Origin of the sequence: Prevotella heparinolytica (assembly GCF_004342845.1) — a bacterium.
In the GTDB taxonomy this organism is placed as follows: domain Bacteria; phylum Bacteroidota; class Bacteroidia; order Bacteroidales; family Bacteroidaceae; genus Bacteroides; species Bacteroides heparinolyticus.
Window position 1 is genome coordinate 47,207 of the sequence record NZ_SLXB01000025.1, and the last position, 14,245, is coordinate 61,451.

The following is a 14,245-nucleotide window of genomic DNA, read 5'->3' on the forward strand; positions in this document are numbered from 1 at the left end:
GGATGTTTTATGTAATTTATTGATTGAACATGAAGAAAAGAATGATATTGGTTGCATTTGCCGCCGGTTTGTCGGCAGCGGCAATGGCACAAACGGTATATGATGGCGTGGATGTAGCTTCCAAAGACCTGAGCGGTACGGCTCGTTTTGTTGGTATGGGCGGTGCTTTGGGCGCTTTGGGCGGCGACATTTCTACCATAGGCACCAATCCCGCCGGTATAGGCATCTATCGGAGCAACGACTTGATGCTGTCTGTGGACTATTCGCTGTCGAGAACAGAGAGTGCTTTCAGAAATAATAAGTATAGCATGAGCAAAGCCCGGTGGAATTTCGATAATATGGGTTTTGTCTATTCTACTAAGGTGGGAGACCGCACCTCCTTGCGCTATGTGAACTTTGCTTTCAACTATCAGAAAGTGAAATCGTTTGTCCGCAGCATGAGTGCGGAGGCCGATCTGGGCAGAGATTCGCAAACGTTCCTGATGGCCGGCATGTCCGATGGAATAGGCCCTGACTTGTGGAAGAACAATCCGTTCGACCATAATGATATAGGCTGGCTGTCGGCGCTGGGCTATGAAGGAGGATTGATAGATCCCAGCATAACTACTAAGCGGACAGATTTTCCATATAAGGAGAATGGCGTACAGTTGACGAACGAGAAGGGTGAGCCGCTTTACTTGGACTATGGCAATTATGTCAGTGTGCTTGGTCATGACGATACGTCCTACATGCGCGAGTTCAAATCGAGAAAAACCGGGGGCGTCCATAACTATGACTTCAACGTGGCTTTCAACTTCAACGAACGTTTCTTCCTGGGATTTACGCTCGGCATCAGTGATGTGGATTATAACAAGTATACCTTGTATGACGAAGATTTCCGCACGGCGGCCGGCGCAAGCAATCATACCGGATATATCTTGGAAAGTTTCAACAAACTGACCGGAGTGGGGGTCGACTTCAAGGCCGGAGCCATTGTGCGCCCGTTCGAGGATTCTCCTTTCCGCATCGGGCTGGCTTTGCATACGCCCACGTTTTATCAGATGACATGGGCCACGTCCGCACGATTGGTTTCCGATTTGATAAGAGACAACAAACCCCACCAGACGGTGGTGGACAGCTATGACTACTTGAAGGATGCCGACTTGAAGTTCGAATATCAGATGCACACTCCATGGACATACAATGTCAGCATGGGCTATACGGTAGGCAACCGACTGGCTTTGGGTGCGGAATATGAATACAAAGACTACTCCACCATGAAGTTCAAGTATTCCGACGGTGTGAATATGAACTTCCAGACCAATGAAGCTAAAAACTTTTGTCTAAAAGGAGTACATGCCCTCCGCTTGGGAGCCGAATATAAGGTGATACCTCAGTTTGCCCTGCGCGCCGGATATAATTACATCTCCTCGGCTTTCAAGAACGGTGCCATCAAAGCCCTCCCGAATGAGTCTATCAACACCGATACGGATTTTACCAATCTGAAATCGATGAACAACTACACATTGGGCATCGGCTATAGAGGCAAGGCGTTCTATGCCGATTTGGCCTACAAATATTCGGTGCAGAAAGGAGAATTCTATCCCTTTGCCTATAAGGATGGAGATGCTTACTACACCCCCGAAGTGATCAAGGTGACGGATACACGCAGTAAGGTATTGGTTACGCTGGGCATGCGCTTCTGAAACGCTGTCCTCCCGGCGTGACATAATCGCTGCGGAAAACATAAAGGGTGAGGCTATAAGGTCATTGTAATCTATCTGATTTGCCGACTTTATAGCCTCGCTTCTATTTATGGGTTATAGTGAGAGGCTACCAATACCATGCTATGCCAAACGAGTAGGGAGACACTTCCGGTCCTTTGTCTTTTTGGAATAATCCTTGGGTGGAGTAGCGCAAATAGAAACCTATATTGCCATAACCGGCTTGCGCCAACAAGCCTATACCCACGGGGCGTACATACATACCTTTACCCATTGTCTGTTTCTTGCCTCCATTGATTCGTGAGAAAGATTTTACACTATGGCGAATCTCTATTTCGGGTCCGGCATTGACGAAGAGTTTGCTTCGGCCTATTCTTTGTTGCCATTCCAGCAATATGGGTATGCGGAAGAAGAAGTGGCGGAAACGGCTTTTACTGTAATCGGTCGTTTCGTCGCCCGTAGTGAGCATACTCTTTCCATCTCCTTTCAGCAGGGCACGATTTCCGTCGATGCCGAATGAACGATACCCCCAGTTTATACCTGCATTGATGCCCCAATGCGGGTTTTTCTTGAAATTGTGATAAGCGGACAATACATTGAAACCTAATTCCCATGACTTTGACAGGTCGAGTGTTATCTTATCGCTTGCCTCGAAAGAGAAAAAACTGTCGGACAACCAGCCGTAGCCTATAAACACGCCGGAACAATGCGGGTCGTAAGAATTGTACCTCTTTTTTCGGGGAATGAAAGGCAGGGCATCCAGAAACGTGCGCTTGTCTGCATCTACTTTTTCAAGATACACTCCTTCAAAAATCTGTACTTCTTTCTTTTCGCCCTCCTCTGATTGTTCTTCATATACTTTGATGCGCATGTCTCCCTGTCCTTTCCGGATGATGATGGAGTCGCCTTTTGTTTCTACAACAGCTTTCTGTTCGAGGTTGTTGGGTTGTTGTGCTGCCATGCGGACTGTCGGTGCAGCAAGCAGGCAGGTCAGAATCATAATCTTGGTTTTCATACGTATATATGTTTTTTGATTGTTAGTGCGGTTTATAAAGCATATCCAGCATTTCTTTTTCGCCAAGCAGGCCCTCAATGTAGATAAGTGTTCCCATTGATTCTTTGCCTATTTTGAAGATGATATAGCGGTTCAGCATCTTTCCGTTTCGTTTCACCTCCTCCAACCGGTAATAGGCGCTGCGCAGAACTCCGTTTTCCATTACTTCCTGCGCTTTTTTTACATTGTTCTGCTTATCGCTGGCGATGGCTTGCTGTATTTCCTTGTGATAGGAGAGTACATTCTTGAATACGAGGCTTTTGTATGTTGTCATTCTGTATGATTTCAGGATGCTGCCATTCAGTTCTACTCTGGTGACGTCTTTCTGTTCGCCGTACTTATCGAATAGGCCGGCTATTTGAAGATCTTCTTGTGCCCGAACAATGACCGGCAGTATTATCAGCACTGAGAGAAGACATATACCTCGTAAATAAATCTGTATGGATGTTTTCATGACACGGTGTGTATATTAATGTTGAAACAAGAGGTAACTTAAATCGTCGTCGGTGAAGCCGGCATTTTGCAGAGCTTCCAATGCTTTGGATTCTACCAGTTTCTCGTCGGTATAGCACCGGCCGTCGATGATGACATAATTTTCGGGTGTCTGAGAGAGTGAGACTATTTGGGCTATTCCTACGAGTAGAAGCAATCCGGCGGCAATGCCGCTCAACATATAGAAGGTGCGATGCGGGCGAGTATATTGTCGGGCAGGCACTGTTTCGGAATCTCTTTTCGTTTTTGTGTTTGTCCGGTTCTCAACTTCTTCGGCCAGACAGGCAAATAGCGGACGATATATTTGCAGATGTTCCGGCACGTCATCTCCTTTGAAGAAACGGCGGAGTTCACGTTCTTCTTCGCACGAAGTTGCTCCTTCGAAGTATTTATCCAACAGTTCATCTATGTTCATGGTTCGTTTCTCCTTTTTCTTTCTTGTATGGTTTGCAGGTAGATGTCTCTCACTTTTTTTCTTGCCCTTGACAGGTTGCTGCGGATGGCTTCTGCTCCGCATCCCGTAATTGCGGCTATCTCGTCCGTTTCGTACTCCTCGATGTCTTTCATCCGCATGATGGTGCGTTGCAGGTTGGGAAGCGAATCGATGATTTCGCGCATCAGCCGGATTTCATCTTTGATTTCCAATAATCGTTCCGGTGTGCCTGTCAAGGCGGCTGCCTGCACGGTATCGAGCGGCAGATTGTCGTTGTGCCTGCTTCGCCACATATCTATGCAGATGTTGTGCGTCAACGTCATGGCAAATGCTTCGATGCTCCGGCATTGTTCCAGTTCAAGCCTTTTGTTCCATAGCTTGAGCATGGTTTCCTGAACAGCATCTTCTGCATCTTCCGGTTCGTTGGTCAGCTTCCTTGCATAGTTCAGCAGCTTGGCGCGGAGTGGAAGAACGGTTATTTGAAATTGTTTGAGTTCCATTTACACAGATATGACGGATGAGAAACGCGAACGTGACATCGAAGTATGAAAAAAAGGGACTGCTGTTTCCAGTCGGTCCCTTTTTATTGCATTGTTTTTAAGTTGCGGCAGATTATTTCTTGAAATAACGGTTGTACAATCCTTCGAAACCTTTGCCGTGGCGTGCTTCGTCCTTGGCCATTTCGTGAACGGTATCGTGGATGGCATCCAGATTCAGTGCTTTGGCACGGGTAGCGATGCGTTTCTTATCTTCGCATGCACCGCATTCGGCATTCATTCTTTTTTCAAGGTTGGTTTTGGTGTCCCATACGCAGTCGCCCAGCAACTCGGCAAATTTGGAAGCGTGTTCTGCTTCTTCCCAAGCGAAACGTTTGAAAGCTTCTGCTATTTCAGGATAACCTTCACGATCGGCCTGACGGCTCATAGCCAGATACATGCCGACTTCCGTGCATTCGCCCATGAAGTGGTTGTTCAGGTCTTTAATCATTTCGTCGTCGCAACCTTTGGCTACGCCGATAACATGTTCGTCGGCAAATACTAACGGGCCGTCGGCTTTAGCTTCCTCAACTTCCACGAACTTGCTGGCAGGAGCTTTACACAAAGGACATTTTTCGGGAGCTGCGTCTCCTTCATGAACGTAACCGCAGACAGTACATCTAAATTTCTTCATTTTTCTCAGATTTTAATTAGTTGAATTAGTTATTGTTTGTTGTACCCGAACGCTCTTGTTCGATACAGTGTTTGCAGATTCCTTTATAATAGTAGTGTGTTTCTTGTATGTCGTGTCCTTCCGTATTTGTTATTTCGGGTTGTTTGCACAATGCTTTGCTTTGCAGGTCGTACACTCTTCCGCAACGTTTACATAAAAAATGAGCATGCAGGGAGGTATCGGCGTCGTAACAGGTGTTCCTATCATCAATCGTCAGCGTTTGGGCGGCGCCTTGCTCGCTCAACAGTTTCAATGTATTGTACACGGTTGTTTTCGACAAGGTCGGTATGCCCGGAGCCAATGCCGTGTATATCTCGTCTACGGTGGGATGCGTGCGATGCTCCATCAGATAGTTCATGATTGCTATCCGTTGCAGGGAAGGCTTTATACTATGTTCTTGCAGTCGTTTAATGGCATCCATATTGTTTTGTTTTTTTAACTTGTAATGGTTACATTTTTAGCTCTCTTGCAAAGATAGGAACTTCTTTGCAGCCACCAAAATATTTCTGTGCTTTTTTAGAGGCTGTTTTGAATTTGTTTTAGTTCCCGTAAGGGTTTCCTCTTTAAGGATTTTGTCTGTCCTCATAAGAATCGTGTCCTTTTGCAGCCATGCAAATTGCTTGCAAGATTATTCGCCATGAAACACGGATTATTGATAATCATTTTTTACTATCAAGGGATGACATGCCATATCCTTTCTTTTTCTTCTTTTACCCCTCTCAGAAGTACTTCTGAGAGGGGGTGAATCAGTCGGCGACTGAAACCATTTCAGTCCCTGAGTGAAACCATTTCAGTCGGCGACTGAATGTGGTTCGTTCGGCGACTGAAACAGGCTGTGTCGGGAATCGAACGGATTTCTGATTTTTTTGTAAAATAAAATGGGGATATGGGGTGCGTTCTCTTACTGCTTTTTTCCATGGAGATACCGTCGAAGAGGGGAGCTGAGAAGATTTGAGGTGCGAAACTCCTGATTGTTTTGGCTTTATGGAGAAATTAGCGTACTTTTGCGACATTGATATACATAGAAAGCATTTCTTATGAACTACGGATACGTAAAAGTTGCGGCGGCTGTACCCCGCGTCAAAGTGGCAGACTGCCGGTTCAATGCCGAACAAATTGAAAAAGAGATAATCATTGCCGATGGGAAAGGCGTGCAAATCATTGCTTTCCCCGAACTGTGCATCACCGGATATACATGCGGCGACCTTTTCGCGCAGCAACTTCTGCTCGAAGAAGCGGAGATAGGATTGATACGGATTCTCAATGACACGCGTCAGATGGATATCATTTCGATATTGGGCATGCCCGTGGCATGCAATGGGGCATTGCTGAATGTGGCGGTTGTCATTCAGAAGGGGAAGGTGTTGGGAGTCATTCCCAAGACCTATCTGCCCAATTACAAAGAGTTCTACGAGAAGCGTTGGTTCACTTCTGCTTGCGAAGTACGCGAGAGCAGCATACGCCTTTGCGGACAAGTGGTGCCGATGGGTCGAAACCTGCTGTTTGAAGCGGCAGACGTCACATTCGGGGTTGAGATTTGCGAAGATTTATGGGCACCCATCCCGCCCAGTTCCGTATTGGCTCTGCAGGGAGCGGAGCTGTTGTTCAATCTCTCGGCCGATACCGAGGCCATCGGTAAGCATGCCTATCTGCGTTCGCTCATCGGTCAGCAGTCCGCACGCTGCATATCGGGCTACGTATTCAGTTCGTGCGGTTTCGGCGAGTCTACTACGGATGTGGTGTTTGCAGGCAACGGGCTGATATATGAAAACGGCAATTTGTTGGCGGCAAGCAAACGCTTTTCTTTCGAGGAGCAGATGGTGGCCGGCGAGATAGACGTGGATTATTTGCGTGCCGAACGCAGGGTCAATACCACCTTTGCCGCTTGTCGTGCAAACTGCGCTTCGGAACCTGCCGTACGCATCTCTACCGAGTATGTCGATGGCAAGGACTTGAACCTGACCCGTACTTACAATCCGCATCCTTTTGTCCCGCAGGGTGCTGCTTTGGATGAGCGTTGCGAAGAGATATTCTCCATCCAGACGTCCGGACTGGCGCAACGCTTGGTGCATACCAAAGCTCAAAGTGCCGTTGTGGGAATATCCGGCGGATTGGATTCTACATTGGCATTGTTGGTCTGTGTAAAGACTTTCGATAAGTTGGGGTGGTCTCGCTGTGGCATTATCGGCGTAACCATGCCGGGTTTCGGAACAACCGACCGTACTTATACCAATGCCGTCAATCTGATGAAAGCCCTCGGTGTGACAATACGTGAGGTCAGCATCAAAGAAGCGTGCATCCGGCATTTCAAGGACATTAATCATGACATCGACGTGCACGATGTGGTATATGAAAACGCGCAGGCACGCGAGCGCACTCAAATCCTGATGGACATTGCCAACCAAACCCGGGGGCTGGTGATTGGAACGGGCGACCTTTCGGAACTGGCTCTGGGGTGGGCCACGTACAACGGCGACCACATGTCCATGTACGGTGTGAATACCGGTATTCCCAAAACATTGGTAAAGCATCTGGTGAAGTGGGTGGCAGAGAATGGCATGGATGATGCTTCGCGCGGTACGCTGCTCGATATTGCAGATACTCCCATCAGTCCGGAACTTATTCCGGCAGACGAAAACGGCAATATCAGTCAGGTTACGGAAGATTTGGTAGGGCCATATGAACTTCACGACTTCTTCCTGTATTATTTCATCCGTTGCGGTTTCCCTCCTTCCAAGATTTTCTTTTTGGCTGCACGTACTTTCAAGGGAGTATATGATGAGGAGACCATCCGTAAATGGTTGCAGACTTTCTATCGTCGTTTCTTCAGTCAGCAATTCAAACGCTCCTGTCTGCCCGATGGCCCTAAGGTGGGGAGTATTTCCCTCAGTCCGCGCGGCGATTGGCGGATGCCGAGCGATGCAGGGAGCGAGATGTGGTGGAAGGGGTAGAGGGAAGAGGTTTCCTTTTCAACCACGCATTCAAACTGTCCAACAGCACGGGCGATTGCTTGCTCACCGCCCATGAATAGAACTGCGTGAAGCTGATGGCCGTATTGATATCTATCTGAGGCAGGCTGTCGGCAAGGGCACGGGCAATGCTTTCGTCACATACGGCATAGTCGATGTCGCCGTGCGCCACCAATGCAATCAGTTGCTCGGAACCATACTTCTCTATCTCTTTGACGTAGATTGTATCGCCGATTTCATTTCCTAAATTCCGGATGCGCAGTATGGAGGGAGAGCCTTTTACTACGTGCAATGTCTTTTCCGCCAAGTCGAGCTGGCTCTTGATAAACCGTGATGAGTCGGGAGCGTTCCGGAGATTCCGTTGCACCAAGACCTGTCTGCTTAGTGCAATCGGGGTAGTGAGCAATAAGGAATCTTTCAGCTCGCTGGTGGCGGGGATGCCATAGGCTATTACGTCATACTTCCCGTTTGCCAGACCCTCCAACCGTTTGTCGAAGCTCATCTCCGGAGAGACGACTACCCGTAATCCGTGGTCGCGGGCAAAAGCCTTTATCAGTTCATAATGAACCCCCGACAGGGTATCGCCATCTACATGGAAAGCTATGGAGTTGTATTCCGTAGCGGCATATATGACGCCTTCGGCAGTGATTTCGGCATAGTCGCGCGGATGTTTCTGCGGCTCTTCTTTAGGCCGGGCAAGGTAGTGGGCCATCAAAACTGCCGTAACCCCTAAAAACACATATTTCAGAAGTTTGCTTTTGGTCATGCCGTTGGTCTTTTAATCATAGAAGTTCCACGAAATGCCGATTTTGAACAAACGCGGGTTTATCGGGTAATGAGGAACCAAGAAATAGTTGGCCTTTCCCATACCGGCATTGACATGATACATCATGGCAAAGATTCGCGTCCGTTTCAGGTGCAAGTTGGCATAAACATTCACAATGGGATAATCGCCGATTTCCACCCGGTTATCTGTCGATTGCAGATGAAACTGCTGTATGCCGGGGGCATAGGCGGGAGCATCATACTTGCTGAAGTATCTGACGTCGGCACCCAACTGAACAGTCAATACCTTTTTTGCCAATTTGGTCAATAAGTATAGGTTGTGGTATAATGAGAGTTGCGGCAACGGAAGCACTGTTTCGTTGCTTGTCTTTTGCCAAGTCACCTCGTTATCCAGATGGAATATACCCAGACGGAAGTTCTGTTTCAGGGTAGCCGATAGCACTTGTATGTTGTCTCCGTTCTGTTCGGGGATGGCGTTCCGGTTGAAGTAAACGTAGTTTTTGATGTTCTCCACACCGGCGCGTAGGTTGGTTCCCCGGCGGGCAATGTTCAGTTCTCCCTCTATGCGCGTACGTAACTCCTTGTTCATATCATTGTTGTCCCAATTGTAATGGTTGGAGTGATAATGACGCATATAGAAAGAGGGTAGGGTATTGCTTATGTAGCTTCGGGCATATAAATTCACGGTATCTTTCCACAGCCTGAAGTTCATGTCCAGATTGGCGTTGATGCGGAATTGCCCGATGGCTTTTTCGAGCAAGCCGACTTCGCCGTTTACATTGTAATGCAACAGTTTGCCTTCACGTTTGGCCAGCTTGCCCCCCAAGAATACTTCCTGCTCCGTATGGCGGATTCGGCTCATATCCGTGAGTGTATCCGTGTTCATTAAATCATATCGGCTGAATTTATGAGAGATATACGCCGTAAGTCCTGCTTTGGCATATTTGTTGAATCCTTCCAGCAAGGCTATGCCGAATGTATTCTTTACGCTGAAAGCCGTGGTAGAGTCGTTGCTGTAATTCTTATAAAGTTTATACTTTTCGGGGAAGAAGCCGGTAGGTTCGCTCCCCGAATAGAACTGATGTCGCGACTGCTCCACTTTTACCGTATGGATGAAGCTGGTGACAGGAACGAACTCTTCCGTAACGATTGTATCTTGCGGAGCACTTGCCATGACGGGCAGGCTGTCGTTGTCGGCATGATGATGCGCATGATCGGCGGCAACTTTCGCTCCTTGCGGTTGCTTCTCTTTTATGGTCTGCGTCTTTCGCGTGAAGCCGAGCCGATAGCGTTGGGTGAGATAGACGTAGAAATTCCTGTTGCGGTTGGAAGTTTGCTCCAATTTTACGGGGATGGTAGTCGATTCGTATTGCTTTTTCCCTCCGGACATATTTTCCGGACGCGTGATGTATTGGTCGTCCGTGATGCCGCCGTTTTCGTTCATTTTCAGGAAGAAGTTGTTGTATACGCCTTGTATCTGATACTTTTCGCCGATGTAGCTTCCAAACAATCCGGCATTGAAGTGCGAGGTAGACTGGTTCTGATAGTAGCCGCGTCCGTACAGGTAATCCATATTGAAGCCGAAAGCCAGTCTCTTGTTTACATTCACTGAGAAGTACGATTTGAACCGTTCTTCACCGTTCACTTTATTTCCGGCTTTATAGTAAGTCAGGTTGGTATAGGGAACATTGCTGTTTGTAAATCTCACTTGATCCGGACGTACAAAGAAGCTGGAGAAAGGTTCTATGAAGATGGTCGGTTCCTGAGCGTTCCGTTCAAAGAAGATGCGCGATAGGCGCGGCGAGCCTAAATTCCCTAAATAGTTATATTGTCCCGAAAGGCCTTCTACCAGATTACTGTTTTGGAAATTGAGGTTGGCGGTATCGGCAGGCATGATGGTGCGGTTGCCCAGTGTTTCGCTTATCTGCCACATGTAGAGCTTGGGCGGAAGGCTTTTGATTTCCGTGTGGGTACTGTCTTCCAGATTGTCAGGCCGGGTGCTCGGATCGACCTGATTGCCGAAGCGGTCGCGGTTGTTCGTCGGGTTCAGGGTATTTTGCGCCATTGTGCTCCATATCCCGACGATGGATAGAAATATATATGTCAGTGCAATTCGTCTCATAATTAGGCGCAAAGATACAATAAAAAATTATTTGCTTATGGAATTCATCCTTTTTTGCTTCTTTTAAAGGAGGGCTTGGGCGAGTGGCCGGCATATAGCATAAGGCACGGATTTCACGAATTGAAACGGATTAAAATCGATTAAGTCCGTAAAATCCATGTAACCCGTGCCTGAAAAAGAGGGGTGTATAAAGAGCCTTTATACAGGTCTATTTCATTTCCCGAATCAGCTCCATGCCGCGCTTGATAGCCTCTTCGTTCATCGGAATCAAGTGGTGGTGGCGTTCGGGCAATGTCTTCTTCAACCCTTTGATTACACTGTCAAGAGTAACCATCGGCTTTATTTTCAGTAATCCGCCCAACACAATCATATTTCATTGTTCTTCTGTCTTTAGCATGATTATTTATCTTTCAAGTCTCCCAGCGGATAGAATGGGAACATGTGTTCCACCATCCATTCGTTCGATTTCGCGGGCGACATCTTCCAGCCGGAGTTGCAAGTCGATACAATCTCCACGAGGTTGGAACCTTTGCCTGCCATCGAGTTTTCAAATGCTTTGCGGATGGCTTTCTTCGCCTTGCGAATGGCGGGGACGGACTGCACGCTTTGACGCGTCACGTAAGCGGTTCCTTCCAGTTGCGCGGCGATGTCGGCCATCTTCAGCGGATAGCCGTGCAGATGCACGTCACGTCCGTAAGGGCTGGTAGATGTCTTCATGCCCACGAGGGTGGTGGGGGCCATCTGTCCTCCCGTCATGCCGTAGATGGCATTGTTGATGAAGATGATGGTGATGTTTTCGCCTCGGTTCAAGGCATGTATCGTTTCGGCGGTGCCGATGCAGGCCAGGTCGCCGTCTCCCTGATAGGTAAACACAAGGCGGTCGGGCCAAAGGCGTTTGATGGCGGTGGCAAGTGCCGGTGCACGTCCGTGGGCGGCTTCCTGCCAGTCGATGTCTATATAGTTGTAGATGAATACGGCGCATCCCACGGGCGAGATGCCTACCGCTTTGTCTTCAAGTCCCATTTCTTCGATAACCTCGGCAATCAGTTTATGAACCACGCCGTGGCTGCATCCCGGGCAATAGTGCATGGGGTTGTCATTCATCAAGGTCGGCTTCTTGGCGACCAGATTTTCGGGCTTTATAATTTCTTCTTTTGTCATAATCACTTCTCCTTATCTGTTGGTGAATCGTATGAAAAACTCCATCAGTTTGACGAATATGGCTGCGCCGCAGACGTAGATGAACAGCTTGAAGTCATCCCTTGCCGCAAAATAGATGATGATGGCTGCCAGCGCAAGTATCAGGAATAGGATATTCAGTACGTTTCTTATTTTATCCGGGTTCATTTCTTAATCAGTTTTTTTTTCAGTGCGTTTACTATCTCGTCCGGGTCGGGAACGATGCCGCCCAGCCGTCCGAAGTGTTCCACGCTTACTTTACCGTTTACGGCGAGGCGGACATCTTCTACCATCTGTCCGGCATTCAGTTCCGTGACGAGCATGCCTTTCACCCTGTCGGCGTATGCGGCAATGGCTTTGGTCGGGAACGGCCACAGCGTGATGGGGCGGAGCATGCCCACTTTGATTCCTTCTTCGCGAGCCAGTTCCATTGCCTTCTGTCCGATGCGTGCCATGGAGCCGAAGGCTACAATCAGGTATTCGGCGTCTTCGCAATGGATTTCCTCGAAGCGCACCTCGTTTTCTTCGATGAGCTTGTATTTGGCTTGGAAGCGGATGTTGTTCTTCTCCATCTCTTCCGGTTTCAATTCCAGCGAGGTGATGATGTTGGGTTTGCGGCCTTTGGTCTTTCCGGTAGTGGCCCACGGGCATTGCTCGATGACCTCGGCATCGGTGCGGCGCGGCTTTTGCTCGGGGAGAACCACTTTCTCCATCATCTGTCCGATGACGCCGTCGGCAAGGATGATGGCCGGGTTGCGGTATTTGAAGGCGAGTTCGAAAGCCAGGCCCACGAAGTCCGCCATTTCTTGTACCGAGGCCGGTGCGAGGGCTATCAGCCGGTAGTCGCCGTGTCCGCCGCCTTTCACTGTCTGGAAGTAGTCGGCCTGGCTCGGCTGGATGGTTCCCAAGCCCGGGCCGCCGCGCATCACGTTTACAATCAGGCAAGGCAATTCGGCGCCTGCCAGATAGGAGATTCCTTCTTGCTTCAGGCTGACGCCGGGGCTGGAGGAGGAGGTCATTACCTTCTTTCCGCATCCGGCACCGCCATATACCATGTTGATGGCCGCCACTTCGCTTTCTGCCTGAAGAACCACCATGCCGGTTGTTTCCCAAGGTTTCAGTTCGGCAAGAGTTTCCAATACTTCCGATTGCGGAGTAATGGGATATCCGAAATAGCCGTCTACGCCGCAGCGGATGGCCGCATAGGCGATGGCTTCGTTTCCTTTCATTAGTACGACTTCTTTTGCCATATTCTACAGATTTACTGGTTTATTCTACTTTTACTTTATACACGGAGATACATCCGTCGGGACATACGGTGGCGCACGATGTGCAGCCGTTGCATGTATCTTCCAATATTTGGTGGGCATAGTTGTATCCCTTTGCATTAACCTCTTTGGTGAGGGCTATCACATTGAGCGGACAGGCCACCACGCACAGGTTGCAGCCTTTGCAACGCTCGGTGTCCACTACGATTGCTCCTTTAATCTTTGCCATAATTTACGTTTTTAAGATTGATTACTGATTGTACATGTCCTTGTTGTAGAAGTTGAGGATGTCCATAGCCATTTGCCGGGCGTGCCGGGCCGGGCTTTCAGGGTTCAGGTCGATGGCCCGGCGGTAGTTGTTCAGCGCTTGTTGCCAGTCGCCTTGTTTCCGATAGGCGTTTCCCCGCAGGTAGTAGGCTTCGTCTTTGCCGGGGAAGTCTGTTTGCAGCATTTCGTCGAGCAGCCGGATGGCTTGCTCCACATTTCCCTCGTTGATAAGCTTTTTTATGGTATTCAGTCGTTCCATATCTAAAAAATATCCGGGTTATCGAACGACAAAGATAGTTTTTATTTGAAGATAACAAATAACTTCGCGGTGAAAAAAGAGCAAAAGAGGGCAAATAGAAGCCCGAAGTCCTTACTCGTTCTGTCAGAGTGTCAGGGCTTCGGGCCGAAAATTAGGAAATATGGTTTTGCCGCCTTACAACTTGTGTATGGGCTGTTCTTCATTTACAAATTTTGCCGTCGCCTCCACTAACCGGTACCTGCGGCACACCTCGAGGATGATTTTCTGCGGAATGTCCGTCACCATCGGCCGTGTCATTCCGTCTTCGCCGGTCGCGTGGCGGAAGGGCAGTTGCGGGTATATGGCGTGCAATATCAAGGCCGAGCGGTCGTAGGCTGTGGGCGATGCGCCCGTCATGTCGATGTTTATCAGGCAACTCTTGCGGAATTCCGCCGCCCGTATTCTTTTGATGGTTCGATAAGATTTCATGGATAATAGTGGTTAGTGGGTGTCGTCAGGGTATAA

General features: G+C 48.6%; 16 protein-coding genes and 1 pseudogene. 2 read left to right on the forward strand and 15 right to left on the reverse strand.

Annotated features, from left to right (window positions below; translation table 11 throughout):
* Positions 1-29: 29 nt before the first annotated feature.
* Complete coding sequence (locus tag EV202_RS11935) at positions 30-1,685, forward strand: OmpP1/FadL family transporter (protein WP_131927213.1); 1,656 nt, start codon at positions 30-32, stop codon at positions 1,683-1,685.
* 127 nt (positions 1,686-1,812) lie between these two features.
* Here EV202_RS11935 and EV202_RS11940 read toward each other — a convergent pair whose 3' ends face one another.
* The 6 genes from EV202_RS11940 to EV202_RS11965 form a co-directional block, all read right to left on the reverse strand.
* Complete coding sequence (locus tag EV202_RS11940) at positions 1,813-2,718, reverse strand: outer membrane beta-barrel protein (protein WP_131927214.1); 906 nt, start codon at positions 2,716-2,718, stop codon at positions 1,813-1,815.
* A 22-nt stretch (positions 2,719-2,740) separates the two neighbouring features.
* The gene (locus tag EV202_RS11945; RefSeq protein ID WP_131927215.1) at positions 2,741-3,211 is read right to left on the reverse strand and encodes a hypothetical protein; all 471 of its coding nucleotides are present in this window, start codon (positions 3,209-3,211) and stop codon (positions 2,741-2,743) included.
* A gap of 15 nt (positions 3,212-3,226) precedes the next feature.
* Positions 3,227-3,664 (reverse strand): hypothetical protein, encoded by a 438-nt coding sequence (locus EV202_RS11950; protein WP_131927216.1) that lies wholly within the window; start codon positions 3,662-3,664, stop codon positions 3,227-3,229.
* On the reverse strand, positions 3,661-4,182 hold the full coding sequence (locus tag EV202_RS11955; protein WP_106068851.1) for an RNA polymerase sigma factor: 522 nt from the start codon (positions 4,180-4,182) through the stop codon (positions 3,661-3,663). Before EV202_RS11955 ends, EV202_RS11950 begins: the two co-directional genes overlap by 4 nt.
* 112 nt (positions 4,183-4,294) lie before the next feature.
* Complete coding sequence (locus tag EV202_RS11960; protein WP_106042042.1) at positions 4,295-4,852, reverse strand: NADH peroxidase; 558 nt, start codon at positions 4,850-4,852, stop codon at positions 4,295-4,297.
* Positions 4,853-4,877: 25 nt separating this feature from the next.
* Positions 4,878-5,312 carry a Fur family transcriptional regulator gene (locus EV202_RS11965; protein ID WP_106068850.1) on the reverse strand — a complete coding sequence of 145 codons (435 nt, stop codon included), beginning with the start codon at positions 5,310-5,312 and terminating at the stop codon, positions 4,878-4,880.
* 616 nt (positions 5,313-5,928) lie between these two features.
* Between EV202_RS11965 and EV202_RS11970 the strand changes: the two genes are divergently transcribed.
* Complete coding sequence (locus EV202_RS11970; protein ID WP_131927217.1) at positions 5,929-7,842, forward strand: NAD(+) synthase; 1,914 nt, start codon at positions 5,929-5,931, stop codon at positions 7,840-7,842.
* On the opposite strand, the gene EV202_RS11975 is transcribed toward EV202_RS11970, so the two are convergent.
* From EV202_RS11975 to EV202_RS12015, 9 genes and pseudogenes are all read right to left on the reverse strand, one after another.
* Positions 7,778-8,626, reverse strand: a complete 849-nt coding sequence (locus EV202_RS11975) for a transporter substrate-binding domain-containing protein (protein WP_131927218.1) — start codon at positions 8,624-8,626, stop codon at positions 7,778-7,780. The genes EV202_RS11970 and EV202_RS11975 overlap by 65 nt on opposite strands.
* 12 nt (positions 8,627-8,638) lie before the next feature.
* The gene (locus tag EV202_RS11980) at positions 8,639-10,768 is read right to left on the reverse strand and encodes a putative porin (protein ID WP_131927219.1); all 2,130 of its coding nucleotides are present in this window, start codon (positions 10,766-10,768) and stop codon (positions 8,639-8,641) included.
* A 208-nt stretch (positions 10,769-10,976) separates the two neighbouring features.
* A pseudogene (locus EV202_RS11985) lies at positions 10,977-11,141 on the reverse strand (2-oxoacid:acceptor oxidoreductase family protein); the annotation flags it as partial.
* A gap of 26 nt (positions 11,142-11,167) precedes the next feature.
* A complete protein-coding gene (locus tag EV202_RS11990; RefSeq protein WP_131927220.1) occupies positions 11,168-11,929 on the reverse strand; it encodes a thiamine pyrophosphate-dependent enzyme in 762 nt (253 codons plus the stop codon).
* A gap of 12 nt (positions 11,930-11,941) precedes the next feature.
* Positions 11,942-12,115 (reverse strand): hypothetical protein, encoded by a 174-nt coding sequence (locus EV202_RS11995; protein ID WP_131927221.1) that lies wholly within the window; start codon positions 12,113-12,115, stop codon positions 11,942-11,944.
* Complete coding sequence (locus EV202_RS12000) at positions 12,112-13,197, reverse strand: 3-methyl-2-oxobutanoate dehydrogenase subunit VorB (protein ID WP_131927222.1); 1,086 nt, start codon at positions 13,195-13,197, stop codon at positions 12,112-12,114. Before EV202_RS12000 ends, EV202_RS11995 begins: the two co-directional genes overlap by 4 nt.
* 19 nt (positions 13,198-13,216) lie before the next feature.
* On the reverse strand, positions 13,217-13,444 hold the full coding sequence (locus EV202_RS12005; RefSeq protein ID WP_106068841.1) for a 4Fe-4S dicluster domain-containing protein: 228 nt from the start codon (positions 13,442-13,444) through the stop codon (positions 13,217-13,219).
* A gap of 21 nt (positions 13,445-13,465) precedes the next feature.
* A complete protein-coding gene (locus EV202_RS12010) occupies positions 13,466-13,741 on the reverse strand; it encodes a tetratricopeptide repeat protein (RefSeq protein WP_106068840.1) in 276 nt (91 codons plus the stop codon).
* Between the two features lie 174 nt (positions 13,742-13,915).
* Complete coding sequence (locus EV202_RS12015; protein WP_131927223.1) at positions 13,916-14,209, reverse strand: hypothetical protein; 294 nt, start codon at positions 14,207-14,209, stop codon at positions 13,916-13,918.
* Between the last annotated feature and the right edge of the window lie 36 nt (positions 14,210-14,245).